The organism is Mycetohabitans endofungorum (genome assembly GCF_002927045.1).
GTDB lineage: Bacteria > Pseudomonadota > Gammaproteobacteria > Burkholderiales > Burkholderiaceae > Mycetohabitans > Mycetohabitans endofungorum.
Map to the genome: position 1 here is coordinate 1 of NZ_PRDW01000022.1, position 24,198 is coordinate 24,198.

Annotated in this window: 23 protein-coding genes and 2 pseudogenes; 12 read left to right on the forward strand and 13 right to left on the reverse strand. The window is 62.1% G+C overall.

What is annotated here, in order from left to right:
• Positions 1-404 precede the first annotated feature (404 nt).
• Positions 405-704: a hypothetical protein gene (locus tag B0O95_RS16765; protein WP_233203407.1), complete on the reverse strand. Its 300-nt coding sequence runs from the start codon at positions 702-704 to the stop codon at positions 405-407.
• Positions 705-836: 132 nt separating this feature from the next.
• Between B0O95_RS16765 and B0O95_RS14235 the strand changes: the two genes are divergently transcribed.
• The 4 genes from B0O95_RS14235 to B0O95_RS14250 all read left to right on the forward strand — a co-directional run bounded on the left by B0O95_RS14235 (position 837) and on the right by B0O95_RS14250 (position 4,508).
• On the forward strand, positions 837-2,333 hold the full coding sequence (locus tag B0O95_RS14235; protein ID WP_104078463.1) for an NfeD family protein: 1,497 nt from the start codon (positions 837-839) through the stop codon (positions 2,331-2,333).
• Positions 2,333-3,100, forward strand: coding sequence for a slipin family protein (locus tag B0O95_RS14240; RefSeq protein ID WP_104078464.1), 768 nt, complete (start codon positions 2,333-2,335; stop codon positions 3,098-3,100). The genes B0O95_RS14235 and B0O95_RS14240 overlap by 1 nt, the downstream gene beginning before the upstream one ends.
• Before the next feature lie 154 nt (positions 3,101-3,254).
• On the forward strand, positions 3,255-4,316 hold the full coding sequence (locus B0O95_RS14245) for an NAD(P)/FAD-dependent oxidoreductase (protein WP_104078479.1): 1,062 nt from the start codon (positions 3,255-3,257) through the stop codon (positions 4,314-4,316).
• Between the two features lie 9 nt (positions 4,317-4,325).
• Positions 4,326-4,508, forward strand: a complete 183-nt coding sequence (locus B0O95_RS14250) for a type II toxin-antitoxin system Phd/YefM family antitoxin (RefSeq protein WP_104078465.1) — start codon at positions 4,326-4,328, stop codon at positions 4,506-4,508.
• 540 nt (positions 4,509-5,048) lie between these two features.
• Here B0O95_RS14250 and B0O95_RS14265 read toward each other — a convergent pair.
• Positions 5,049-5,270 (reverse strand): AbrB/MazE/SpoVT family DNA-binding domain-containing protein, encoded by a 222-nt coding sequence (locus B0O95_RS14265; RefSeq protein ID WP_104078467.1) that lies wholly within the window; start codon positions 5,268-5,270, stop codon positions 5,049-5,051.
• A gap of 477 nt (positions 5,271-5,747) precedes the next feature.
• On the opposite strand from B0O95_RS14265, the gene B0O95_RS14270 reads away from it, so the two are divergent.
• The 3 genes and pseudogenes from B0O95_RS14270 to B0O95_RS17315 form a co-directional block, all read left to right on the forward strand.
• A complete protein-coding gene (locus B0O95_RS14270) occupies positions 5,748-6,002 on the forward strand; it encodes a type II toxin-antitoxin system prevent-host-death family antitoxin (RefSeq protein WP_013428844.1) in 255 nt (84 codons plus the stop codon).
• Complete coding sequence (locus B0O95_RS14275) at positions 5,999-6,424, forward strand: type II toxin-antitoxin system VapC family toxin (protein ID WP_199180531.1); 426 nt, start codon at positions 5,999-6,001, stop codon at positions 6,422-6,424. Before B0O95_RS14270 ends, B0O95_RS14275 begins: the two co-directional genes overlap by 4 nt.
• 45 nt (positions 6,425-6,469) lie before the next feature.
• A pseudogene (locus B0O95_RS17315) lies at positions 6,470-6,594 on the forward strand (integrase core domain-containing protein); the annotation flags it as partial.
• 250 nt (positions 6,595-6,844) lie between these two features.
• Here B0O95_RS17315 and B0O95_RS16200 read toward each other — a convergent pair.
• Positions 6,845-8,203, reverse strand: a complete 1,359-nt coding sequence (locus tag B0O95_RS16200) for a hypothetical protein (protein ID WP_199180532.1) — start codon at positions 8,201-8,203, stop codon at positions 6,845-6,847.
• A 177-nt stretch (positions 8,204-8,380) separates the two neighbouring features.
• Here B0O95_RS16200 and B0O95_RS14295 point away from each other — a divergent pair.
• Positions 8,381-8,637, forward strand: a pseudogene (locus tag B0O95_RS14295) (IS3-like element ISBcen23 family transposase); the annotation flags it as partial.
• A 179-nt stretch (positions 8,638-8,816) separates the two neighbouring features.
• Here B0O95_RS14295 and B0O95_RS14300 read toward each other — a convergent pair.
• Positions 8,817-9,110, reverse strand: a complete 294-nt coding sequence (locus B0O95_RS14300) for a hypothetical protein (RefSeq protein WP_233203411.1) — start codon at positions 9,108-9,110, stop codon at positions 8,817-8,819.
• Between the two features lie 581 nt (positions 9,111-9,691).
• Positions 9,692-10,024, reverse strand: a complete 333-nt coding sequence (locus B0O95_RS14305) for a DMT family transporter (protein WP_104078470.1) — start codon at positions 10,022-10,024, stop codon at positions 9,692-9,694.
• Positions 10,025-10,361: 337 nt separating this feature from the next.
• On the opposite strand from B0O95_RS14305, the gene hpnD reads away from it, so the two are divergent.
• From hpnD to B0O95_RS14325, 3 genes are all read left to right on the forward strand, one after another.
• The gene (hpnD, locus tag B0O95_RS14315) at positions 10,362-11,207 is read left to right on the forward strand and encodes a presqualene diphosphate synthase HpnD (RefSeq protein ID WP_233203412.1); all 846 of its coding nucleotides are present in this window, start codon (positions 10,362-10,364) and stop codon (positions 11,205-11,207) included.
• Positions 11,208-11,268: 61 nt separating this feature from the next.
• A complete protein-coding gene (gene shc / locus B0O95_RS14320; RefSeq protein WP_370641761.1) occupies positions 11,269-13,263 on the forward strand; it encodes a squalene--hopene cyclase in 1,995 nt (664 codons plus the stop codon).
• Positions 13,239-14,033, forward strand: coding sequence for a phosphorylase family protein (locus tag B0O95_RS14325; protein ID WP_233203413.1), 795 nt, complete (start codon positions 13,239-13,241; stop codon positions 14,031-14,033). Before shc ends, B0O95_RS14325 begins: the two co-directional genes overlap by 25 nt.
• A gap of 29 nt (positions 14,034-14,062) precedes the next feature.
• On the opposite strand, the gene B0O95_RS14330 is transcribed toward B0O95_RS14325, so the two are convergent.
• The 5 genes from B0O95_RS14330 to B0O95_RS14350 form a co-directional block, all read right to left on the reverse strand.
• A complete protein-coding gene (locus B0O95_RS14330; RefSeq protein WP_104078472.1) occupies positions 14,063-15,217 on the reverse strand; it encodes a glycosyltransferase in 1,155 nt (384 codons plus the stop codon).
• 3 nt (positions 15,218-15,220) lie between these two features.
• Positions 15,221-16,216: a hopanoid-associated sugar epimerase gene (hpnA, locus tag B0O95_RS14335; protein WP_104078473.1), complete on the reverse strand. Its 996-nt coding sequence runs from the start codon at positions 16,214-16,216 to the stop codon at positions 15,221-15,223.
• On the reverse strand, positions 16,216-17,337 hold the full coding sequence (gene hpnH / locus B0O95_RS14340) for an adenosyl-hopene transferase HpnH (protein ID WP_104078474.1): 1,122 nt from the start codon (positions 17,335-17,337) through the stop codon (positions 16,216-16,218). Before hpnH ends, hpnA begins: the two co-directional genes overlap by 1 nt.
• 16 nt (positions 17,338-17,353) lie before the next feature.
• Entirely contained in the window at positions 17,354-18,277 is a 924-nt protein-coding gene (gene ispH / locus B0O95_RS14345) for a 4-hydroxy-3-methylbut-2-enyl diphosphate reductase (RefSeq protein ID WP_104078484.1), read from the reverse strand.
• 118 nt (positions 18,278-18,395) lie between these two features.
• Positions 18,396-19,028, reverse strand: a complete 633-nt coding sequence (locus tag B0O95_RS14350) for an MlaC/ttg2D family ABC transporter substrate-binding protein (RefSeq protein ID WP_104078475.1) — start codon at positions 19,026-19,028, stop codon at positions 18,396-18,398.
• 244 nt (positions 19,029-19,272) lie between these two features.
• On the opposite strand from B0O95_RS14350, the gene hpnN reads away from it, so the two are divergent.
• Positions 19,273-21,927, forward strand: a complete 2,655-nt coding sequence (gene hpnN / locus B0O95_RS14360) for a hopanoid transporter HpnN (protein WP_104078477.1) — start codon at positions 19,273-19,275, stop codon at positions 21,925-21,927.
• 19 nt (positions 21,928-21,946) lie between these two features.
• Here the strand turns inward: hpnN and B0O95_RS14365 are convergent, their stop codons facing one another.
• The 3 genes from B0O95_RS14365 to B0O95_RS14375 all read right to left on the reverse strand — a co-directional run.
• Positions 21,947-22,402, reverse strand: coding sequence for a hypothetical protein (locus B0O95_RS14365; protein WP_104078478.1), 456 nt, complete (start codon positions 22,400-22,402; stop codon positions 21,947-21,949).
• 184 nt (positions 22,403-22,586) lie between these two features.
• A complete protein-coding gene (locus B0O95_RS14370) occupies positions 22,587-23,462 on the reverse strand; it encodes a hypothetical protein (protein ID WP_233203414.1) in 876 nt (291 codons plus the stop codon).
• 415 nt (positions 23,463-23,877) lie between these two features.
• Positions 23,878-24,198 (reverse strand): transketolase C-terminal domain-containing protein (locus B0O95_RS14375; RefSeq protein WP_332908571.1); only part of this gene is annotated, 321 nt, incomplete at its 5' end.

A 24,198-nucleotide genomic window follows, 5' to 3' on the forward strand; every position in this document is an offset into this window, starting at 1 on the left:
TAGCACCGCCCACAATTCATTGCTGATTTTGCGTCTTGCCATGACCTCAGGATACGCGCCTTACGGCCTGACGTCCAGGTTGCGTTAGCGACTCTAAAGCCGCGCTTACTAAGCATTGGGCCATGGCTGAGCACCGCCTGCAACGCCTGGCCTTACCGAAGGGGCAGGTCAGTGGAAGTAGGCTGAGGCCGAGGCCGGCTACTGAACTGATCCACCACATGAGCATATCGAAGCAAACTTTCTATTGCTGCAAGAAGCTGTATGCAGAGTGGTAGAAGGACCAGGTACGGCAGCTCAAGCAGTGCTCGGGTGAGGGAAGCTCGCACTATGGCGCAGCCGGTACGCGGGGGCGCGTTTGCTCTGGCGCCGGTTTTGGCATTGCCGTCTGATCCTTAACGACGCCATTATTTGGTCACGCGTAGCAGCCGGCGGGAAAGAAGTGTTCTCATGTCGCGGCGAATGTCGCAAATGATGTGGAGGTAAATAATGGTGTCCCAAACCTCATAGAGAATGCGGTTCATATCAGAGATAACTTGGCGGTACTGTTGAGGATTACAGTCAACAAGCTCTTCAGGGACAACGCCGCTTTGGGGGGAAATCAAAATGTCTCGAACGGAATTCGAGCCGTAAGGGCCGGCCAAACTACGTGCTGGATCGCTCCGCGGTGCATCGGCGCGCACCGGCGTTGCACGTGCCGATGCCAACTAGCAGCCGGCCGTCGATACGGCGCCCCGAGCTTTGCCCAACCGCCAAGATTGACGCAATAGGTCATCGTGGCGCTGAAAAACGGTGCCAACCCACCTACGCTTAATGAAAGGGATTTTCGGAATTCCGTCATGCTGCTGCGCACGCTCCGCAAGTTGTGTTTCGGGTGGTTTCTCGCCGCACTTTCTGCCGGTGCCGTGCCAGCGCCCGCGCCAGTCGTGCTGATCCCCGTCAGCGGTGCGATCGGTCCCGCGAGCGCCGATTTCATCGAGCGCAGCCTGGCGCGAGCAGCCAGCATGCATGCGCAGTTGGTCGTAATCGAGCTGGACACGCCCGGTGGGCTGGATCCGTCGATGCGCCAGATTATCAAGGCAATGCTCGCCTCGCCGGTCCCGGTGGCGACATTCGTCGCGCCGGCTGGCGCACGGGCCGCCAGCGCGGGAACCTATATCCTGTACGCCAGCCACATCGCCGCAATGGCGCCCGGCACCAACCTCGGTGCCGCCACGCCGATTCAACTCGGCATCGGCGGCGAGTCACCACCGCCGGGTACGGACGGCGACACCACGACGGATACGACCAAGAGCCGGGCCGCCGGGGCGGCCAGCGGCGCCGCGACAGCCGCAGCCGCGCCGACATCGTCGCCCACGCGATCCAGCGACGTGCCGAGCGACCCGCGCACGACCGCGACACGCAAGCAGATCCAAGACGCGGCCGCCTACATCCGCAGTTTGGCTCAGCTGCATGGCCGAAACGGCGAGTGGGCCGAGCGTGCGGTACGCGATGCGGTCAGCCTGTCAGCGAGCGACGCGCTGTCGCATCACGTGATCGACGTGGTGGCCAGCGACCTGGACGCGTTGCTCGTGCAACTCGACGCCAAACGGATCGATACCGCGCACGGCGTGCGTACGCTGCAGACCGCCCATGCCCCTATCGTGCGGATCAATCCGGACTGGCGCACCCGTCTACTGGCCGTGATCACCAACCCGAACGTCGCGCTGATCCTGATGATGATTGGCATGTACGGGTTGTTCTTCGAATTCGCCAATCCGGGTTTCGTGCTGCCAGGGGTAGCGGGCGCGATTAGCTTGCTGGTGGGCTTGTTTGCGCTGCACATGCTGCCCGTCAATTACGCCGGACTGATTCTGATACTGCTGGGCATCGCATTCCTGATCGCCGAAGTATTCGTGCCGACATTCGGCTCGCTCGGCTTTGGCGGGGTCGTCGCGTTCGGCATCGGCGCATTGATGCTGATCGACACCGAGGTCCCTGGCTTCGGCATCCCGCCGCCGTTGATCATTGCGCTCGCGTTATTCAGCGCGACATTCTTCATCGGAATCTCCAGCATTGCGCTGCGCGCGCGCCGGCGTCCGATCGCCGCGGGCGCCGAGACGCTGGTCGGCAGCACCGGCATCATGCTCGGCGAGCTAACGCCGCGCCCCGCCGGCGACGGCGCGTCGAAACTGGGCGAGTCGATCGGCTGGGCCCAGATTCATGGCGAGCAGTGGCGCGTGCGAAGCGATCGTGCCCTGCCCGGTGGCGCGCACGTGCGCGTGACAGGGCGACATGGCCTGACGCTAAGCGTCGTACCGGCGGCGATGCCGCCTGAACCAGGAGAGCATTCGTAATGGGTTTGACTTTCGGCTTCGCCGGCTTCATCGTGCTACTGGTGGCGACTCTTGCCGTCGCTTCGATCCGGATATTCCGCGAATATGAACGTGGCGTGGTGTTCATGCTGGGCCGCTTCTGGCGGGTCAAGGGGCCCGGCCTCGTGCTGATCATCCCCGGCGTTCAGCAGCTCGTGAAGATCGATCTGCGCACCGTCGTGCTAGACGTGCCGTCGCAGGACCTAATCACGCACGATAACGTATCGGTCAAAGTCAACGCGGTCGTGTACTTCCGTGTCGTCGATCCGGAAAAAGCGGTGATTCAGGTCGCGCGCTACCTGGAGGCCACCAGCCAGCTGGCGCAGACCACGCTGCGCTCGGTGCTCGGCAAGCACGAACTTGACGAGCTACTGGCCGAGCGCGAGAAGCTCAACGATGATATCCAGAAGGCGCTCGATGCGCAGACGGACACATGGGGTATCAAGGTATCGAACGTCGAGATCAAGCACGTTGACCTGAACGAGTCGATGGTGCGCGCCATCGCGCGGCAAGCCGAGGCCGAGCGGGAGCGCCGCGCCAAGGTCATTCACGCAGAAGGCGAGTTGCAAGCATCGGAAAAGCTGTTGCAGGCGGCGCAGATGCTCGCCCGGCAGCCGCAGGCGATGCAATTGCGCTACCTGCAGACGCTGACCAGCGTCGCCGGTGACAAGGCCTCGACGATCGTGTTTCCCGTCCCGATAGAGTTGGTCGACGCACTAGCCGCCACCGCGCGCAAACCCGCCAGCTAGCCGATAAGGCGTGCGATAGTATTAGCGCATGCGGCAGCGCCGGTCAGCCCCTCGCGGTGTGGTGTTATCGTTGCCGCCCGCGCCGCGCTCCGGTATGGTGTGCTCATACTCACTACACCGATGAACGTTGCGCGCGCTCGCAGCGTACCGCGAAATGCCTGATACCACTGAATCCGTCCACGAGCCAATCCGCACCGACGTACTGATCATCGGCGCCGGGCCGGTCGGGTTGTTCGCCGCCTTCGAGGCCGGCGTGATCGGACTAACGTGTGAGGTCGTCGACACGCTTGCGCAGATCGGCGGCCAATGCACCGAACTGTATCCGGACAAGCCCATTTTCGATATTCCGGCAGTTCCAGTCTGCACCGCACGCGAACTGGTCGAGCGGCTCGCCGAGCAGTGTCGCCCGTTCAACGTGCCGATCCGTCTGGGTCAGCGCGTGGTCCATGTGGAGCAACGCGAAGACGGCCGCTGGCGCGCTCGCACGGAGCAGCAACTGGAGTTCGATGCCGCGGCGATCCTGATCAGCGCAGGCAATGGCGCGTTCGTGCCGCAACGGCTAGCGCTGCCCGATGCGGCCTCGCTGGAGGGACGCCATCTGCACTACGCGGTGCGCAACCTCGATGACTTCGCGGGCCGGCGCGTAGTCGTAGCGGGCGGCGGCGACTCGGCACTCGATTGGGCGCTCGCGCTGCGCCACGTCGCCCATCATGTGACGCTCGTACACCGGCGCAACGCGTTCCGTGCAGCGGACTCGACCGTCGAACAGTTGCGCCGCGCCGCTGACGCTGGCGAACTTAATATCGTAACAGGCACGATCGCGGCATTGCGCACCGAGCACGGCGCGTTGCAGGCGGTGGATATCGCGCAGGTCGGCGCGCAAACGAGCGTGCCCGCGGAACATATCGTCGCGCTATACGGGCTGGTCGCCGATTTGGGACCCATCGCGCAGTGGGGCATGGAGATTCGCGCGGGACGCATCGCGGTGGATACGTCCAACTACGAAAGCTCGCGCCCGGGCCTGTTCGCGGTCGGTGACATCGCGATCTATCCGAACAAGCAGAAGCTGATTCTGTCCGGCTTCCACGAGGCCGCGCTGGCGCTGCGCAAAGCATATGGCTACGCGCATCCTGATCGCAAGCGCGTGCACGTCCATTCTAGCTACGATTTCACTTTGTCGGAGAAGATTCTCGGCACGCCGGCCGCGTCGGAGTGAGCCCGCTGCATGATTTCACTAGATGATTACAACAGTATGCAAGAAACGCTGCATCTTCTGGGGAACCCAACGAATGCTGATCGACTGCGCCAATCTATTGCTGAGTTTAAGGCCAGTAAGACCTTTGTAAAGGGCTTGCTAAAAAATGACACAGCAGAAAAAAGTGAAAAACAAAGCCACAGCAGTAAGTAACTGCAAAGTTGCGTGGAGCTCGAACGGGTGGGAGGACTGCCTGTACTGGCAAGAGCACAAGCAAACTGCGGCAGGCGCTCAGCGATGCGGTAGAAGGGCGGCATCAACACGAGGACCCACTTGGCTTGCCTATTATTCAATCAATTGGGTCTCAGGAACGCATGCCGCACGTTTTTCAAATTTTTCAAATGTATGCAGTGGTGCGTGACCCGCTTCTGCGGCTAAGGCGACATGCAAACAGTCGGCAAAGTCTGCCGTGTACATCTTATAGTAAAAAAAGAGCAAGCTCGAGCGCCGACTCAGACTCGAACTACAATCCGGTTGGCGACAGCAGCGCTGCGTAGGTGTCCGTAATGACCTGTTTCGCCAATTTGTACGTGGCCCTAAGCACCCATTCTAGTTCAAGCACTACGGTAATCGGCACGAAAAGACACTGCCTTGCCTGAACTTGCTGTGTGATGAGTTGGTATGCACAGTTGAACTGTTCCAAGTCGTCTTTCACGGGATACCAGACCAGGGCATTAGTATCCAACGCGGCCATTAGCGGCGCCACGCTTTCATATCTTCAACCGGAACGGGAGGTACCGGGATTCGCAAAGAACCAGCCAGTTCGAGGATGGACTTCGTCTTGGCCCGAACAATCACACTGCCGTCTGGCGCGAGATGCCACTCAAGCCGTGTCCCAGGTTCAGCATGAAGTGCGGCCCTGATCTGCGCAGGCATCGTCGTTTGCCCTTTGGTGGTTAAAGTAGACTCATTCATTGCATATTCCTTATGTAAGTGCAAATTGCAATGCAATTTGTGGTATAGAACAAACCAACCAGCCCACGCATACAGCTGGCGCGGCAGTAGATTCCAGGCTATCCATCGCCTTGCCAATCCGGTGTGTGGACGAGTATTGGAAGTGACGACGGCTCCTACCATGCAGGATCAGCATGGAGCAGTACCGGCTGGCTTCACCTCGGCCGGCGTCGCACATGCGAACGTGTAACTCGAAGCGCCCATGGCAGCCACTCTCCGTGAAGCTGCGCAGCCACTGGCGACTGAACTGCTGCCGCTAGCAGAAATTGAGGCTGAACTGCGTGACGAAGCGCGACCTATTCGATCGTCTGCCGTGCCTCGCCCGGTCGGAGGCGCATCCGCGATCGCGCGCCGGAGTCAGCGCGCCGGAACAGGCTTGCATGCTAATTCTATATGTAGTAACTTATCTACATTAGACGAACGGCTTGGAGAAATACCATGACGATCACCACCCTATCGAGCCGGGAGCTGAATCACGACGTGACCAGGGCCAAGAAGGCAGCCAACAACGGGCCTGTGTTCATTACCGATCGCGGCAAGCCTGCCCACGTACTCTTAAGCTTTGAGGCCTACCAAAAACTCACGCAACAGCGCCGCAATATTGCGGACACCCTTGCCATGCCCGGCGTGGAAGACATCGAGTTCAATCCGCCACGTGCTAATGTTCAAACGCGGCCGGCTGATCTGACTTGATGTACGTACTCGATACCAATGTTGTGTCCGAGTTGCGCAAGGTTCGGGCCGGCAAGGCTAATGCCAATGTCACAGCATGGACTGCCAGCGTAGATGCGGCTTGGCTTTTTGTGTCCGCTATCACCATCATGGAATTGGAAACGGGTGTCTTGCAAATCGAGCGGCGCGATGCCGATCAGGGCAGGATACTACGAGCATGGATAGAGCATCACGTACTGCCCGAGTTTGCAGACCGCGTTTTACCGATTGATATTCGTGTGGCGCAACGCTGCGCCCGATTGCATGTACTCAACCGGCAATCAGAGCGAGACGCATTGATTGCGGCCACAGCGTTGGTACACGGGATGACGGTTGTCACCCGTAACGTGGCGGATTTTGCCGCGACCGGCGTCAATCTCCTTAACCCCTGGATGGACGCATAGCCTGAGGAGAGCCTGCGACGGGTTGACGCCTTGCTGCCCACCACACTCGACGAGGTGCTCGACAAGTGGGCGTATGAAAGGGGCGTCAAGAATCGACTTCTCTCGTACTGGCACCAACCGATAACACGAAGAATGAGTCGTTCAACGGGCGCTTGCGTGAGGAAAGCCTGGTCTGACTGGCGCTGCGCAACGTCGTTGCCAAATGGACCGGTTCCCGACATGATTGGAAAAGCGCAATGACGCAGTTCGCGCTGCTTTACCCCGAGCGCTTCAACATCGGACTGTGAATTTCACCCCCCCTCACACACAGAATTCCGGATACGTCCTTCACCACTTGAAGATAGACGGTGAACTGGCATCACCTTGTCCGACTCGAGAAGGATTCTCCGGATAAACAAAGCATGCTGGTTCAGCCGCAGGTTAATGTAGCCGACTTCTGAGCCAAGGCATACTGTTCTGGATTCGCACCCGGGTCGGCTCGGAGAACGAGTTGGCTTCTATAAAACGGGTGATCTCACCCATCGCTATATCCCATTGATGATCGCTTAAATTAGGTAGCCAACGCTCGCGCCGAAGTTTGTTAAGCCCATCCAATAAGGCAGCCTCACCCGCGCCATTCAATAAATTCAATCCCTGCTGCCAGACCCACTTTGCCAGTGCATCGTCCAGTGCGTAGGTATACGTTAGTAGGCCGAGTGCGGCCTGCGCACGCTGCGCTGGCCGCACGCGCAGCAGCGCCGGCTCCAGTAACTGGAGTTCGTGTGCGTGGTGCTCGCTCGGTAAAGTAGTCAACCCATTTAGAAGATAGCGTAGTGCGACGCCCAACTGCTCGTCAGGCAGCGACAGCGCCCAATCACGCAGCTGAGTGTACTGTGCGAGTCGCTCCGCTCTTGGAAAAACCCATATGGCACTGGCTAACATGCCAACTGATGCGCCTTGATGAGAGGGCGGCAGTTGCAACGCGTGTTCGCGTAACACCGCATACAGCCCAAGGAGGCGATCGTTGCCGCTTCCACCAACGTGGATCATTCGCCGACACAATGCCGGGATCAGCTCCGCTTGCTCAGACATCCTCAAGGACGCAAGCCGAGCCACGAGCGCCTGATAACGCTGAACAACCTCCGGTGAGCGAAGCAAAAAAAAGTTCAAACTGTCAGCGAGTTCCGTCCAGACATTGTCCTGCTCGGGCGCACGCTGCTGCGCCATCGCGTAAGCGAAATCGAATAATTCAACCCGCTGGGTCCACTGAAAGTCGCGCAATGAGTGCAACAACAGCGCTTTTTGTATCTGCACGCCATCCTTCGGAATGCGCTGCGCCGCCGCGTACATGCGCTTGAAGGCCTCACCTTGCTCGGCTTCTGGCAACGCTTGCAGACGCTGACGCAGCGCGTCAAGCGGCTCGATGTGCTGCGCCGGATCGGCGAGCGTGCTACCCATCTCATTGAGCAGCTGGTTGACTGACGCGAGGCTCACGGCTTGGTTGGCTCGTTGCCAGTAGCGGTAGACTGAATGCCGACTTTGCATCGCATGGTACGTGCGACGATCGACTGCTGAAAAATTTCCTACGTCTTGAACGGGCACGTAGTCACCGATCTGCTGAATCAGTTCGCGCGGCAGGTCATGATATGTCGTGGGCCGACTGGCCGGCAGGCTCGCCAGACCACCGCTTGCTGATTTCAATGTCGGCGGGGGCGCCGACGCAGCAGGCTGCGGACACGACTCCAACGCACACATGTAGGCTTGGCAGTCGTTCAAAGCGGCATTCAGGTCAAAGTCCATCTGTAAGCTCGGCAGTCGATAAAAAACGGCGCAATACGAAGTGAGGCCGCGCAGCAGGCTAGCTGAAAACGGGAAGCTGAGCACAGCGATGGACTATGAACGCCATGTTCTTGGCGGATAGTACAATGCCAATATGCGGAAATTGTTATATCGGCTGTTGGCAACTCACACTTTTGAAGAAAAATGAACGCCCCGACGGGCCGGCGCGAAGCGCTGGAAGTGCTGCCTCGGCTGGGGCTATCGCAACGCAAGGCATGTTGCTATCTGGGGCTGAGTCGTCGGGTGGCAACCTATACGCTTAAGCAACCACAAAAGGATCGGAGCGTGGGTGAGCGACTGATTGCGGCCACTCAGGAAGTGCCGCGTTGGGCTACCGGCAGATGTTGGCCTGCCTAGCGCTGGGCGAATCGCGCGTGCGGCGAATGTGGCGAGCGCCATGCAGCTGGCTGCAAGATGCTGCAATCGGCCCGACCTCCATCGCGCCCGGCAGTGCGTGGCAAAACGGGTTCGTCGAAAGTTGCTCTGCCCCCCGGAGACAACACGGTGAATTCATCGTGCCTTTGCCATGCCGTGACACCGTGACCGTACTGGGCGGGATGACATGCACGGCAGGCTACGTCAGGCAGCGGGCCACATGGAAACGCATTTCGGACTCCTCCGGCTTCGCACCTCTGGCTGGCTGCGCAACGCTGACAATCGTGCCGCCAGTCGCCGACGGTGTCAGCAGGATCACCCAGCTACCCCGCCCAACGTTCAACTCCGTCGTCTCGCCGCTGCGTGACGCGCACACGTTCGGCAGGCGTTCGCGCAAGCAAGCGCTGATATCGCGCGTAGAGCGCAGCGAAGACACGTAGATCAGCGGCTTGACCTGCGTAAGCGGCGACCCGCCGTGTCCGTTGTCTGTCACACTCGAGCATCCGGCTATGCCGATCACTGTCGCAAATGTGAAACAACACCGGCGGATAAATACGGAATGGAAGGGTTTTCGCATAAGGCTGTCCCTAAAACTTTCTTTTTACGGCATAATTCAGCTCGTCAAAAGTCGTAACTTCCTTAAAAAGGAAACTTCTTCGCAATCGACACTGCGGTTCCGAGACGTTATAGGCGATTTGAGCAGACCAGAAGCGTCGAGCCCGAAAAAAAGCCGGCACGAAGCCGGCTGAAGGGCTCTGGTCTTATTCCGAGGGCTTAACCAGAACCTGAGACTGATGCGGGGCGAGCCCCGCACAGGGCCGCAATTATCGCATATAAAGCACTGGCGAGTGGCAAATTCTGCCCGCCGGTGCTAATTTTTTGCAGAATCATTTACTGCACCGGCTTAACTCGCGCTGAGCAACTCAATTCCCATGCCGGATTCCGAATTTGATTTATTGTCGGTGGCATTGCGGGTGCGTAAACTGATGGAGCGCCACGGGATCAGCTCCCGGGAGTTCGCATGCGTGGCGTGGATTGGCGGCCCGCCGGCACGTCCCGACTCGGTCAACATTCCTAGTGAACAGCGGCCTTCGAAAAGCCGTTCATTAACACGACACCGGCGACGATAAGCCCCATGCCGGTCACCGCAGGCCAATCGAGTCGCTGATCGTAGACGAAGAAAGCAACCAGCGAAATCAATACAATGCCGACTCCCGACCAGATTGCATAGGCAATGCCAACCGGCACCGAACGCAACGTCAGCGACAGGCAGTAGAACGCGACCGCGTAGCCGAGCGCGGTGATCACCGACGGCAGCAGCCGCGTGAAACCATCGGACGCCTTGAGCGCCGACGTGCCGATCACTTCGGCGACGATCGCAATCGCGAGATAGAAGTAGGCAAGCATAGGGGAGACATTGCTGCGGCAACGACCACGATTATACGCATGCGCGCGCTGGAGCGTCCGCAGGCGCCGTCAACGTGGTCGATCCGGCGTTTTTTCGGTCATTCCTGCGGTAAAGCGTGACGATGGCGATGGATGCGCCGGTTCCGCAATAAACCGGGCAGAACGGCGCACGATCCGTGCCGAACCGGGTAAAATCCGGCGCGAACGGGGCGGGTGGCAACAAACTATGCTACCTTTGCGGATAGTCTGGCGCGCGCAGTCGCCATAGTGACGCCTGGGCGCGCCATGGTGACTGCGCGCAGCCAATCCTCACGTTTTATTGCACACCGAGGAGCCAGTGGGCATCGCCGAACCCATCGAAGCACATCACGCCATGACCAGCCAGCAGGTCGCGTCGGGCAGTTCGTTCTATGCCGCGATGCGCATCCTGCCGCGCGCGCAGCGCGAAGGCATGTACGAGATCTATTCGTTCTGCCGCCAGGTCGACGATATCGCGGACAGTGGCGCGTCGCGCGCGAGCCGGCTGGCCGCGCTCGAGCAATGGCGTACCGCGATCGCCGCCTTGTACGCCGGCAAGACGAGCCCACAGCTGGCCACGCTCGCGCGCGTTGCACAGCAGTTCTCGCTGCGGCAGGACGATTTCATCGCGGTGATCGACGGCATGGAGATGGACGTGGTTGACACCATCATCGCGCCGGATCGCGATACGCTGGACTTGTATTGCGACCGCGTCGCCAGTGCGGTTGGCCGCTTGTCGGTGAAGGTTTTCGGGATGCCAGACGACGACGGTCGGCAGCTCGCGCACCATCTTGGACGGGCGCTGCAGTTGACCAATATCCTGCGGGACATCGATGAGGATGCCGATCTCGGCCGCGTCTACCTGCCGCGCGACACGCTCGCGGCGGCCGGCATCGTGCACCCCACGCCTAACGCGGTCCGCGCCGCGTCGCTCGACCGCGCATGCGCGCCACTGGTTGCCGACGCGCGCGAGCACTTTGCGCAAGCCACCACGATCATGGCGCGGCATCCGCGGCGCGTGGTCATTGCGCCGCGCATCATGGCGCAAGCCTATCACGCGTTATTCGCGCAGTTGGTCCGGCGCGGCTTCGCCGCGCCGCGTGAGCGTGTGTGCGTGTCGCGTGCGCGCCTCATGCTGGCCATTGCCAGACACTGGCTGTTCTGATCATGCGGCCGGCGGCGAGCCGGCTGTACGCCGTACCGCGGAATTGTTGCGAGGAATAAGAATGAACATGTTGCATGAACCGTTGCATCCCGACGTCGATGACGCGCACGCCAGCGCGCCGCCGCCGGCCGAGCGTCTAGAGCAGGCGATCCGCTCGGCGACCAACGCGCTGTTGGACGCTCAACATGACGATGGCCATTGGCTATTCGAGTTGGAAGCCGACGCGACGATCCCGGCCGAATATGTGTTAATGGTCCATTATCTGGGGGAGACGCCGGACCCCGCGCTCGAGGCGAAGATCGGCGCCTACCTGAGACGCATCCAGGGTGAGCATGGCGGCTGGCCGCTGTTTCACGACGGCGCCTTCGACATGAGCGCCAGCGTCAAAGCATATTTCGCGCTGAAGATGATCGGTGAGCCGCTTGACGCACCGCATATGAAGCGCGCGCGCGATGCGATCTTGGCGCGTGGCGGCGCAGCCAAGAGCAACGTGTTCACGCGGATCCTGCTCGCGCTGTACGGCATACTCGACTGGCGGGCGGTGCCGATGATGCCCGTGGAGATCATGCTGCTGCCGAGATGGTTTCCGTTTCACCTGTCGAAAGTATCGTACTGGGCGCGTACCGTAATCGTGCCGCTGCTCGTGCTACAGGCCAAGCGGCCGCGCGCGCGTAATCCTCGCGGCATCGGCATCGATGAGATTTTCGTCGGTTCGCCACGCAACGTCGGGCCGATATCGAAGGCCCCGCATCAGAGCCAAGGATGGTTTTCGTTCTTCTCAACCATCGACGCGCTGCTGCGCAAGCTCGATCCGTATTTCCCAAAACAGTCGCGCCAAAAGGCCATTGACGCCGCGGTGCACTTTGTCGACGAGCGCCTAAACGGCGAGGACGGCCTCGGTGCGATCTTCCCGGCCATGGTCAACTCGGTACTCATGTACGACGTGCTCGGCTATCCGCCGGACCATCCGCATCGCGCGATCGCGCGCAAGTCGATCGACAAGTTGTTGGTGATCCATGACCACGAAGCCTATTGTCAACCTTGCCTGTCGCCCGTCTGGGACACCGCGCTGACTGCGCACGCGCTGCTGGAGACCGGTGAACCGCGCGCGATCGAGCACGCGGCGAAGGGTCTCGACTGGCTGCTGCCGCTGCAGATCCTGGACACACGAGGCGATTGGATCTCACGTCGCGCAAACGTGCGGCCTGGCGGCTGGGCGTTCCAATTCGCGAACTCACATTACCCGGACGTGGACGACACGGCGGTGGTCGCAATGGCGATGGACCGCGTTGAGAAGCTGCAGGTGCATAATCACTACCGCAATGCGATCGACCGGGCCTGCGAGTGGGTGGTCGGCATGCAAAGCCACAACGGCGGCTGGGGCGCGTTTGAGCCGGAAAACACGCATCTCTACCTGAACAACATCCCGTTCTCCGATCATGGCGCGCTGCTGGACCCGCCAACCGTGGACGTGTCGGCACGGTGTCTATCGATGCTTGCGCAACTGCCCAGCACGCCGCAGCGGCAGGCGTCGGCTTCGCGCGCGAAGCACTACCTCCTCGCCAACCAAGAGGATGACGGCAGTTGGTATGGCCGATGGGGCATGAATTACATCTACGGCACCTGGTCCGCGTTGTGCGGCCTGCGCGCCGCCGGCGTCGCGCCGGACACGTCGCCGATGCAGCGTGCGGCGCACTGGTTGCGCTCGATCCAGAATTCGGACGGTGGGTGGGGCGAGGACGGCGACAGCTACAAGCTCAACTACCGTGGCTACGAACAGGCGCCGAGCACCGCGTCACAGACCGCATGGGCGCTGCTGGGACTGATGGCGGCTGGCTGCGAACACGACGAAGCCGTCGCGCGCGGCATCGCGTACTTGCTGAACACGCAGAACGACGAAGGACTATGGGATGAGGCGCTGTTCACCGCGACCGGATTCCCACGCGTGTTCTACCTGCGCTATCACGGCTACCGCAAGTTCTTCCCGCTGTGGGCGCTCGCACGTTACCGCAATCTCACCGTACGCAACGCATGTACCGTAGCCTGCGGGATGTGATACATGACGCACCGGTGGTGGTGGTCACCGGCCTCGCCTTCGAGGCCCGGATCGCCGCGGGTCCGGACGTACGCGTGATCTGTCAGCAAAATGCCGGACTAGCGACCACGCTCGGCGCGATTGTCGCGCAGAGCCGGTCCTGCTCAGCGCTGGTAAGCTTCGGCACCGCAGGCGGACTGGTGGACTCGTTGCGCCCCGGCGCGTTGCTGGTGGCCCGTTCGGTGCTGGCCGCCGACCCGCGCGGCCTGCGCCAAGCGAGCGCAGCACCGCGGGACGATGCGACGCGAGTCAGCGCGCAGCGCTACGCGAGCGACGAACGATGGTCCCACGCGTTGCTCGAGCGGCTCAACGGCGCGGTCCACGCAGATCTTGCAGGCCTCGAGACGCCAGTCAGCCAGGCGGCGGACAAGCAGCGGCTGCAGCACGCGTGTGGCGCGTGGGCCGCCGACATGGAGTCGCACATCGTCGCGCGCATCGCCTATGAGCGCGGCCTGCCTTTCGTGTGCGTGCGCGCAATCGTCGATCCAGCCGAGCGTTCTCTGCCGCCGGCAGCGGTCGCAGCGCTCAACGACGACGGGTCAACGGACCTGGGCGCCGTCCTGCGCTCACTGCTCGCCCACCCGGGTCAATTGCCTGCACTGTTGGCGGTGGCGCGCGATGCGCGCAATGCGCGTCGTGCGCTGATCGCGGCACGGCGCAGGATCGGCGCGGCATTCGGTTTTCCGTCCCACGCGTCCGGTCGCGCTGCGGTTGCATCAGCAGGCGGCTAGCTGCGAAGCGTCAAGAGGTTATGAGTAGTTCAACGCCGCGCCTGCGCGCGGCCCTTCCACATGCCGCCACGACCACGCCAGTGCTGCAGCGCGGAGTCCAACGTAAACGCGGTATATAACACGGCGACGACCGGCAGGCATGGCCCCCACCCGCGCGAGAGACCGTAGAAGCGCAACATGGGCAGGTATGCGAAGGTCATCGCCGCCCAGGCCAGCGCGCCCGCCACGCGAGCAAGCCCGCTGCCGAACAGGACCACAAGTGGCGGCGCGACGAAGGTGACCAGCAGTGACACGATCGTGCCGCACAGCAACCACGGCGAATAGTGCAGCTGCGCATACGCGGTACGCGCGACCATGCGGTGAATCTCGCCCAGACTGTCATATGGCCGCACGCTGCGCACCCGATTGGTCAAACCCAGCCAAATCGCGCCTTGTGTCTTCATCCGGGCACCCAGCGCACAGTCATCGATGATCTCATCGCGGATCGCCTCGATGCCGCCGGCCGCACGCAATGCTTCCACCTGCACCAGCATACAGCCGCCCGCTGCGGCCGCCATCGGATGGTCACGCCGATTGACCCATGAAAACGGGTACAACATCTGGAAGAACAGCACGAAGGCCGGGATCAGCGCGCGCTCGAACCACGCGTCGCAGCGTAGCTTGGCCATCAACGAAACCATGACGCGACGGTCCAAGATCGCGCGCGTGACCAGTTGCCGCAGATTATCTGGAGCATGCTCGATGTCGGCGTCCGTCAACAGCAGCCACGCAGGCGGCGGGTCGGTGGCGTGCGCGGCATCAATGCCTTGCCGGACTGCCCAAAGCTTGCCGGTCCAGCCGACTGGCAGGGGCTCACCGCGCAGCACCGTAAGCCGCCCGGCGGCGCCCATGGCGCGCGCCGCGTCGCACGCGAGGGCAGCGGTGCCGTCCTCGCTGTGGTCGTCAACGACCACGACCCGCACCGACCCCGGATAGTCTTGACGCAACAGGCTGCTCACCGTCTGCGCGATCGAGGCGGCCTCGTTGCGCGCCGGAATCACCGCGACGACCGCCGGCCACGCATCAGGAGCGCCGGTGCCGAGCGGATCGTGATCATCCCGTTCGTGCGCCTGCCAGAATCCGCCGCGCGCCACGAGCAACATGATCCAGATCACCAGCGATAGGACGGCAATGGCTGTCAGCAAGCTTCACCTCAAGTAGCCGTTGGCGCGGAACCAATCGAGCGCATCGCGCAAACCGTCGGTATAGGCGCGCGCGCGATAGCCCAGCTCGCGCTGCGCCTTCGCAGAACTAAAAAACATGTGGTAGCGCGACATCCGCAACGCATCGACGGTGACAAACGGCTCACGGCCCGTCAATTGCGCGACGCCTTGCGCCGCCAGCGCAAGCGGATACAACGGCCAGCGCGGCAGCTCAATCGACGGCGGCTTGCGGCCGACCATCCGCGCGATCGCTGCCAGCATCTCGCGCAGCAGCACGTCGTCGCCGCCGAGGATATAGCGCTCGCCGATCCGCCCGTGGTCCATTGCAAGCAGATGGCCCTGTGCGACATCGTCCACATGCACGAGATTCAAGCCGGTATCGACAAAGGCCGGAATTTTGCCGGTCGCCGCCTCGACGATGATACGTCCGGTCGGCGTAGGCTTGATGTCACGCGGCCCGATCGGTGTCGACGGGTTCACAATCACCGCCGGCAGCCCTTGCTGCGCGACCATTTGTTCAACGATACGCTCGGCGGCCACCTTGCTGCGCTTATAGACGCCGATCGTGCTCGCCTCATCGGCCGGCGCGGTCTCGTCAACTGGACCGGTGGCGCCGTTCACGCGCAGTGTCGCGACGCTGCTCGTATAGACGACTCGTTCAACACGCTGACGCAGCGCTGCTTGCATCACGCAGCGGGTTCCGTCGGCGTTGGCACGCATGATTTCATTGCTGTCGCGCGCCCACAGCCGGTAGTCTGCCGCCACATGGAACAACACATCGACCTGATCGAGCGCACGCTCAACCGATGCTGCATCGCGCATGTCGCCTTCGACCAGCTCGATATTCAGGCCGCGCAAGTTGCCGCGCGGACTGCTCGCCCGGACCAGCGCGCGTACACGATAGCCGCGCGCGAGTGCAGCCCGGGCCAGCGCCGAGCCGACAAAACCGGACGCGCCGGTCACCAGCACGCGGATCGACATTACGCTTTGGACTGACGCAATTCGGCCAGCTTGATCTCGACGTGCCGCGAGAACACGTACTCGGCCGGACGCTGGCGATCGAGCGAGACGTCCGGCGCGAATGGACCCTCGGTTTTCACGCCGCGCAGCGACACGCCGAGCGCACGCAACGGATGGGTGATCGTGTCGTTCACCGCGGTCGCCTCATAGCCACTGTGAACCATGCAATCCGCACACTTCTCATAGTTGCCCGTGCCGTACCGGTTCCAGTCGGTCGTCTCCATCAACTCGCGATAGGTCTTCGTGTAGCCTTCGCCGAGCAGGTAGCACGGCCGCTGCCAGCCGAATACGGTGCGGGTCGGATTGCCCCACGGCGTGCAATGGTACGTGCGGTTGCCGGCGAGGAAATCGAGGAACAGGCTGGACTGGCTGAATGACCACGCCTTGCCGCCCTTGCCGCGCCGCAGGATGTCGCGAAACAGGTTCTTGGTCTTTTCGCGATTCAGGAAATGCTGCTGGTCCGGCGCACGCTCATAGGCATAGCCGGGAGACACGGTGATCCCGTCAACGCCGAGCCGCTTGACCTCATCGAAGAATGTCGCGACCTGCTCCGGCTGCGCATCGTTGAATAACGTGCAATTGATGTTGACACGAAAGCCACGCGACTTGGCCAGCTTAATCGCCGACACGCAACGGTCGTACACGCCCTCTTGGCAGACCGACTTGTCATGCATCTCGCGGTCGCCGTCCAGGTGGATCGACCAGACGAAAAATGGGCTCGGCTGGTAATCGTCGATCTTCTTTTCGAGCAGCAACGCGTTTGTGCACAAGTAGACGAATTTGCGGCGCGCGATGATGCCTTTGACGATCTCAGGCATTTCCTTGTGCAGCAACGGCTCACCGCCGGCGATCGAGACCACCGGCGCCCCACATTCGTCAACCGCCTCGAGCGCCTCGGCCAACGAGACACGCTGGTTCAGGATGGGATCTGGATAGTCGATCTTGCCGCAACCCGAGCACGCCAGGTTGCAGCGGAACAGCGGCTCGAGCATCAGCACGAGCGGATAATGCTTGTTGCGCTTCAGTCGCTGCTTGACCAGGTAAGCGCCGACGTACGCGGATTGCAGAAATGGGATGGCCAACTTCGACTCCTTTGCTTCACGCGGTCAGTTCAGCCGGCAGCCTGAACTGGATGTTTTCTTCAATGCCGTCCATGACCAATACGTCAACCGGGCCGAGCCGACGCAGTGCGTCGATCACGTCGCCAACCATCGATTCCGGCGCCGACGCGCCCGCAGTTATCCCAATGGTGTTCGCCCCGCGGACCCACTGTGGATTGAGTTCGCTGCCGTCGGCGAGCAAGTAGCTCGGCACGCCCGATTCAGCGCCGATCTCGCGCAGCCGGTTCGAGTTCGAGCTGTTGGTTGCGCCGACCACCAGCAGCACATCCGCGCGCTTGCACAATTCGCGCACCGCAGTCTGCCGGTTCTGCGTTGCATAGCAGATATCTTTCGTATCCGGACCGACAATATCAGTAAAACGCCGCTTCAGCGCCGCAATGATGCCGCGCGTCTCATCGACTGACAGCGTCGTCTGAGTCACGTAGGAGACCGGCGTATCCACCGGGATGTCGAGCCGCTCAACGTCCGCCTCAGTCTGCACCAGCGACACCGGCCCATCGATCTGCCCCATCGTGCCAAGGATCTCCGGGTGGCCGGCGTGGCCAATCAAGATCACCTGGCGGCCGTTCTTCAGATAGTTCTTGCCCTGCAGATGGACCTTGGTCACCAGCGGACAGGTCGCATTGAGCACCCGCAGGCCCCGCTCGTGAGCCTCGTCCTCGACCGCTTTGGCAACGCCATGCGCGCTGAAGATTGTCACCGCTCCCGGTGGTGCCTCGGACAGCTCATCGATGAAACGCGCGCCCTTAGCTTTCAGCGACTCCACCACATGTCGATTGTGGACAATTTCATGACGCACATAAACAGGGGCGCCGTATTTCTGCAACGCGCGCTCGACGATTTCGATCGCGCGAACCACGCCGGCGCAAAACCCGCGAGGTTGAGCAAGAATAACTTGCATGTCGTTCTCCATAGGCGGTGAGCGATTTTAACGTTCATGGCCGATTCATGCCGGTTCAACGGCGCCGACTGTCGCGAAAAACGCAACAATTCGCCACAAACGGCTTGAATTACAAGCGCTATTGACCGAAACGCGCATTGTGCGCACTGAGGTACTTAATCAGTCCCTCGACCCCGCCTTGCGCGATCTGGCTCGCGAACTGCTGCTGATAAATCTGGATCAACCACGCGCCCATCATGTCGATGTCGTAAATCCTCCAGCCGTCTTGTCCCTTACCGAGCCGATAGCCGACCGCCATGTCATCGCCGCTGCCTTGCACACGCGTCTTGACCACCGCGTCCGTTCCTTTGGCGCTGAGCGTCGCCGGCTCGAAGCGGAACCGCACATTCTGGTCGCGGATCTGCGTTAACTGCAACGCATACGTATGCACAAGCAGCATCTGGAACTGCTCGACCAGTTGCTTGCGCTGCTCCGGCGTCGCCTGGTTCCAGGCCGCTGCGCCAACGGCAATACGCGTCGTCCTGGCAAAGTCGGTGTACGGTAAGAACTCACGTTCGACGATCTTGGATGTCGCGTTGACATCGCCACTGCGCGCGGCGGCATCGGCACGCGTCGCCTTGACCACGTTTTCCACAGCGCTGCGCACCGCATCGTTCGGACTCGCGGCACCGCTTTTCGGCGTCTGGGCGAGCGCCGTACCCGCCATACCGAATACACACAGCGCCACCAGGAAAGTCAGCCATTTGTTCATCGCAATTTTCCCACGAAATTCATATCGACTGCCTTGAATCCACCTTTGCCGTAATAACCGGCGTTCCGCGGCCGTAGCTTAACGCAACTCGGCTTGCCGCGCGGTGGCGAACCGGCGTGCAGGCATGATTCGCGCATCACGACTGCTGGCGGCGTTTTGTCAAAGCGCTCGCGCCGCACCCTGTAAAGCGCTCGCACCACACCCTGTATACTCAGCGCCGAATCTCGAATTTCAGGCCATCCCCATGCTGACTTCGCTCCTCGCCCGCATCGTGCGTTTTTCGACGCGGCATGCGTACTTTGTCATCGCGGTGTCAATCTTGCTGTGCGCAGCCAGCATTGTGTACATCGCGAAACATTTTGCAATCGATACCGACGTCGCCGGGTTGATCGACCAAAACACACCGTGGGCGCAGCGCGGCAAGGCGATCGACGACGCGTTCCCGCAGCGGGCCGACGTCACGCTGGCGGTCGTCCAGGCGCCGGCGGCCGAGTTCGCGCAACGCGCGGCGGCCGAGCTAGCCGTGCGGCTCAAATCGGAAACCGCTTACTTCTCGTCCGTGACACGCCCGGACGGCGGCGCGTTCTTCGAGCGTCATGGGCTGCTGTTCATGTCGCAGAACGAATTGACCGAGTTGACCGGCAAACTGGTCGATGCGCGGCCCCTGCTGAATCGGCTCGCACACGACCCGTCGCTACGCGGCTTATCCAGCCTGCTGTCGGTCACGCTGCTCACGCCGCTGCAGACTGGCCAGGTCACGCTGCCCGGCATGGCCAAGCTGTTGGGCCGCAGCGCCGACACGGTCGACGCGGTGCTCGCCGGACAGCCAGCTGGGCTGTCGTGGAGCGCACTGGTCGCGTCAGACCTGCCCCCGCGCGCGTTCGTGCAAGTGCAGCCGCTGCTCGACTATCGGTCGCTGGAGGCGGGAGCCGCGGCGGCGGCGCGGATCAAGCAGGCGGCGGCCGAGTTGCAGCTGGCGCAGCGTTATGGCGCGAGCGTGCAATTGACCGGTCCACGGCCGCTGGCCGACGAAGAGTTCGGATCGGTCCGCGAAGGCGCGGTGCCCAATGCCATCGGGACATTGCTCACCGTACTGGTTATTCTGTGGTTCGCGGTCCGCTCGCGCCGGATGGTGTTCGCCGTGTTCCTGACGCTGCTGGTCGGACTTGCGATCACCGCCGCGCTTGGATTGATGATGGTCGGCGCGCTGAACATGATCTCGGTCGCGTTCGCTGTGCTGTTCGTCGGAATCGGCGTGGACTTTGGCATTCAGTTCGCCGTACGCTATCGCGAGCAGTTCCACCTGTGCGGCAACCTGGAGCGCGCGCTGGAGGGCACCGCGCGCTCGATCGCGATGCCGCTGTCGCTCGCGGCTGCGGCCACTGCGGCGAGTTTTTTCTCGTTTCTGCCAACCGCATACCGCGGCATATCGGAGCTGGGGCAGATTGCCGGCGTGGGGATTTTGTTCGTCGCGTTGCCGTCCTGCGTGACCTTACTGCCGGCGCTGATCTCGGTACTGCGGCCCACCGGGCGCGGCGCAGCGCCCGGATTCAAGTCGTTCGCCCCGCTGGACGAATTCACCGAGCGCCATCGCAACCCGCTATTGCTTGTCACGCTCGCGCTGGTCGTGGCAGGCTTGCCGCTGCTCACGCAACTGCGCTTTGACTTCAATCCGTTGCATTTAAAAGATCCACACAGCGAATCGATGCGCACGCTCGCCTCGCTGGCCAGCGCGTCCGACACCGGCGTCAACGATGTCCAATTGCTGGCTGCGTCGCTGGATGACGCACAGCAGGCCGCCAACAAGCTGCGCGCGCTACCGGAAGTGGGCCGTGTGGTGACCGCCACCAGTTTCGTGCCCGACGACCAGCCGCAGAAGCTGGCCACGATCGCACAGGCGGCACGGCAATTGTTGCCCGTGCTGGAACAAACGCCATCGGACCCCGCACCCGACGGCGCACGCGTGTCAGCGTTGCGCAACGCAGCAGCAATGCTGGAGAATGCGGCACTCGATCATCCGGGGCCCGGGGCAAAGGAAGCCGAACATTTGGCGGCGTCACTGCGCAAGTTGGCGGCAGCGGACGCGGCCACACGCGATCGTGCTGAACGCGCGATCGCCGAGCCGCTGCAGTTGTCGCTCGCGTCACTGGCAAACTTGCTCAAGCCCACTTCGATCACGCTGCAGACATTGCCGGCCGAGTTGCGTTCGCAATGGGTCACCGCCGACGGACGTGCCCTCGTGCAGATCTCGCCCAAGCTGGCCACCAGCATGAATCCCGACGACGATACGAAACTGCGCGCATTCAGTGCGGCCGTGCTGGCCGCCGAACCGCAAGCCATCGGCGGGCCAATCTCGATCCTGCATTCGGCGGACACGATCGTGCGCGCGTTCGTGCAGGCCGGCGTGCTGGCACTGGTGTCGATTACGGTGCTCCTGTGGATTGCGCTGCGTAGCTTCGGCGACGTGCTGCGCACGCTAGTGCCGCTACTGGTCTCGGCGGTCGTGACACTCGAGTTGTCGGTATTGCTGAATCTGCCGCTGAACTTCGCGAACATCATCGCGCTGCCGCTGCTGCTGGGCGTGGGCGTCGCGTTCAAGATCTACTACGTGATGGCTTGGCGCGCCGGCGCGACGAAACTGCTGCAGTCCGGATTGACTCAGGCGGTGATTTTGTCGGCCGGAACCACCGCGACCGCGTTCGGCAGCCTGTGGTTGTCGCATCATCCGGGCACCTCGAGCATGGGCGAATTGCTCACACTGTCGCTCGTGTGCACCCTGATCGGTGCGGTGTTCTTCCAGCCGGTGCTGATGGGCAAGCCGCGCGAGCAAGCCGCGCGCAGTGCTGACTCGCGGCGTGCCCACGATAAGCAGCGTGCCGATAACGCAAAATCACGCTAGCGTGGGGTCACGTCGGCTCTCAGGCGGCGGGCGCCGCGTGGCCGATGATGTTGCACTGGCTCCATCGCGCCGGTGCGCGCGTGACCGGTTCTGGAGGAGCGGGCACGGCATCGGTATACGCCAGAATGTCAGCCCAATCATCGTCGCTGAAGCTGGGCCATGCCTCTTCGAGTTCGGGCAGCAATGGCGGCAGCGGCCTCAGGTCGGTCGGCGGCACACCGGATCTGCCTTGCCGGGCCGTCGTCGCCGCGCTGCGGGTGGTCAATCCGAAACGCTGAACCATACCGGCGACCGACATCGGTTCGGATGACAAAGATGTTCTGAGCCCTTCAAGCGGCGCAGGAATCCGCGTGGCCGTGCTGGCACGGGGCACGACAGACGACGGCAAGTCTAAGTCTGGTTCTCGCTCCGGCGGCAGGGTCGGGGAATCAGGATAGTACCCGGCAGGCTGGCTGGCTTGTGCGGGAGATGGCACGGGTCACTCCTTAAATAACAACGCGACCAGCATAACGCAGATATATCGTAGTGCAGAAAGTCTCTACGACGCAGCATACCGCAGATCCGAATACACGGTGGAACGCAACGCTCCAGCTAGCATCATGTCGGTGGCTGACGCCCCATGCAATGCTAAGTCATCCTTTATTTCACGCCATCCTTTGCTAAGCTGCACGCGGATAGTTTCCCACGCGGTAGCCGAGCAGTGACGCCAACCGATTGGCCGCGGCAATATACTGGTCTTCCGAAACCGTGCCGTTCGCCTGTAGCGCCTCCAACGCAGACATCGCTTGCTGCGCGTCATCAGATTCCGCGTCATCGGCCTGCGCCTCGTCGCCCTGTCGCGGCACTGGCGCGATCACCCCGCCAGCTTCCTTGGCCCGTCGGCGCAGCGGCTGGGTCATCCCGTCCGGCAGCAACACCAATTCCGCCAGATTCATCGGCAGCCGGCCATCGACGGCGGCAGCCTCCAACATGGCCTTCAGCGTGCTGTCGGACACTGGGCCCGCCAATGCCGGCTCGCCGAATCCGGGTGCATACCGGCACACGGCCTCGCGCAGTGCGCGGGTGGAGCGCGGGTACATGGACTGCCGGATGACTTCGCGTAGCATGCTGCGATACGTCAACCCGTCGTTCGAATCGGCCCACGGCGCTATCGCGTGTTCCGCCCGCTGGGCGGCGCGCAGCATCGCACGCAGCCGGCGGCGCTCGACGTGCTGCGTCAGCGAACGCACCAATGCACGCAAGTCATCATGGGTCAGCTTGTCCGACGGGCGTGGCTCGCCGCCATCGGCGCGCACGTCTGGCATCTGTGACTCGTCGTCATGAGTCAGCGCCTCTGACAGCCGCGGCTCGTCGTCATGGCTCAGCGCATTCAGTTCGAGCCCGAGTTCACTGAGCGGCATGCCGTGTGCGGCCAGGTATCGCGCGGACGGCAACAGCAACAACGAATCGCGCCGCTGCGCGCCGACCGATGATAGCGGCGACACCGGTTCGGCTTGCCAAACCGGGAGCGGATACCAGGCGCTGTCCGATCCCATGGCAGCTTCCGTCCATGGCGCATGATAGAGCGGATGCCAGTCGGTATCGAAATGCGCGTCCAGCTGTCGCGCCAGGGAGCCGCACCGCGTTGCTGTGATATCAACGTTGTCAGCCGCGCTCGAGCGGTGGCGTTGCAGTCCGTCGAGCATGATATGCGTGTGCTGTGCCGAAGCGGTGACCGACGAGCGTTGCAGCGGAGCGCTTCGTTCGTCCGAGGGCGACGCGACGCGGACCGAACGTATGGATGGTATCGACACCGATTCCTCCGTCGACATTTGAAACGCCGGGAGGATAGCGCCACGTCATCGTTGCCGCGACGCGGAAGCGATGTCGCGGCCAACGCCCGCGAATGTCAACGCCTTATCCGGTTAACCGGCAACGAGCCGATAGGATAGACAAGAATAACTACGCAGTTCACTTGCCCTGTGTCACGTGAACTGGTGGGCGGGACAGACGATCGGTGATGCCGCGGCGAATCGAAGCGGCAATGCCGGCCGCGTCGAGCCCCACTGAGGCAAGCTGCTGCACCGCATCGCCATGGTCAATGAACGTATCGGGCAAGCCGAGTTGCACCAGCGGCACGAGCTTGTCGTGACACGCCAGCGCTTGCGCGACGGCCGAGCCGGCGCCGCCCATCAATGTCCCTTCCTCGACGGTCACGAGTAGCTCATGCGTGTCGGCGAGCTGCCGCACGAGCGCCTCGTCCAGCGGCTTCACAAAACGCATGTTCGCCAC

Bases quoted from the DNA above. Each gene is read 5' to 3' on its own strand.
- B0O95_RS14235 (WP_104078463.1), top strand. From the start codon at position 837: ATGCTGCTGCGCACGCTCCGCAAGTTGTGTTTCGGGTGGTTTCTCGCC.
- B0O95_RS14240 (WP_104078464.1), top strand. From the start codon at position 2,333: ATGGGTTTGACTTTCGGCTTCGCCGGCTTCATCGTGCTACTGGTGGCG.
- B0O95_RS14245 (WP_104078479.1), top strand. From the start codon at position 3,255: ATGCCTGATACCACTGAATCCGTCCACGAGCCAATCCGCACCGACGTA.
- B0O95_RS14250 (WP_104078465.1), top strand. From the start codon at position 4,326: ATGATTTCACTAGATGATTACAACAGTATGCAAGAAACGCTGCATCTT.
- B0O95_RS14265 (WP_104078467.1), bottom strand. From the start codon at position 5,270: ATGAATGAGTCTACTTTAACCACCAAAGGGCAAACGACGATGCCTGCG.
- B0O95_RS14270 (WP_013428844.1), top strand. From the start codon at position 5,748: ATGACGATCACCACCCTATCGAGCCGGGAGCTGAATCACGACGTGACC.
- B0O95_RS16200 (WP_199180532.1), bottom strand. From the start codon at position 8,203: ATGGACTTTGACCTGAATGCCGCTTTGAACGACTGCCAAGCCTACATG.
- B0O95_RS14305 (WP_104078470.1), bottom strand. From the start codon at position 10,024: ATGCTTGCCTACTTCTATCTCGCGATTGCGATCGTCGCCGAAGTGATC.
- shc (WP_370641761.1), top strand. From the start codon at position 11,269: ATGAACATGTTGCATGAACCGTTGCATCCCGACGTCGATGACGCGCAC.
- B0O95_RS14325 (WP_233203413.1), top strand. From the start codon at position 13,239: ATGTACCGTAGCCTGCGGGATGTGATACATGACGCACCGGTGGTGGTG.
- hpnA (WP_104078473.1), bottom strand. From the start codon at position 16,216: ATGTCGATCCGCGTGCTGGTGACCGGCGCGTCCGGTTTTGTCGGCTCG.
- ispH (WP_104078484.1), bottom strand. From the start codon at position 18,277: ATGCAAGTTATTCTTGCTCAACCTCGCGGGTTTTGCGCCGGCGTGGTT.
- B0O95_RS14350 (WP_104078475.1), bottom strand. From the start codon at position 19,028: ATGAACAAATGGCTGACTTTCCTGGTGGCGCTGTGTGTATTCGGTATG.
- hpnN (WP_104078477.1), top strand. From the start codon at position 19,273: ATGCTGACTTCGCTCCTCGCCCGCATCGTGCGTTTTTCGACGCGGCAT.
- B0O95_RS14370 (WP_233203414.1), bottom strand. From the start codon at position 23,462: ATGGGATCGGACAGCGCCTGGTATCCGCTCCCGGTTTGGCAAGCCGAA.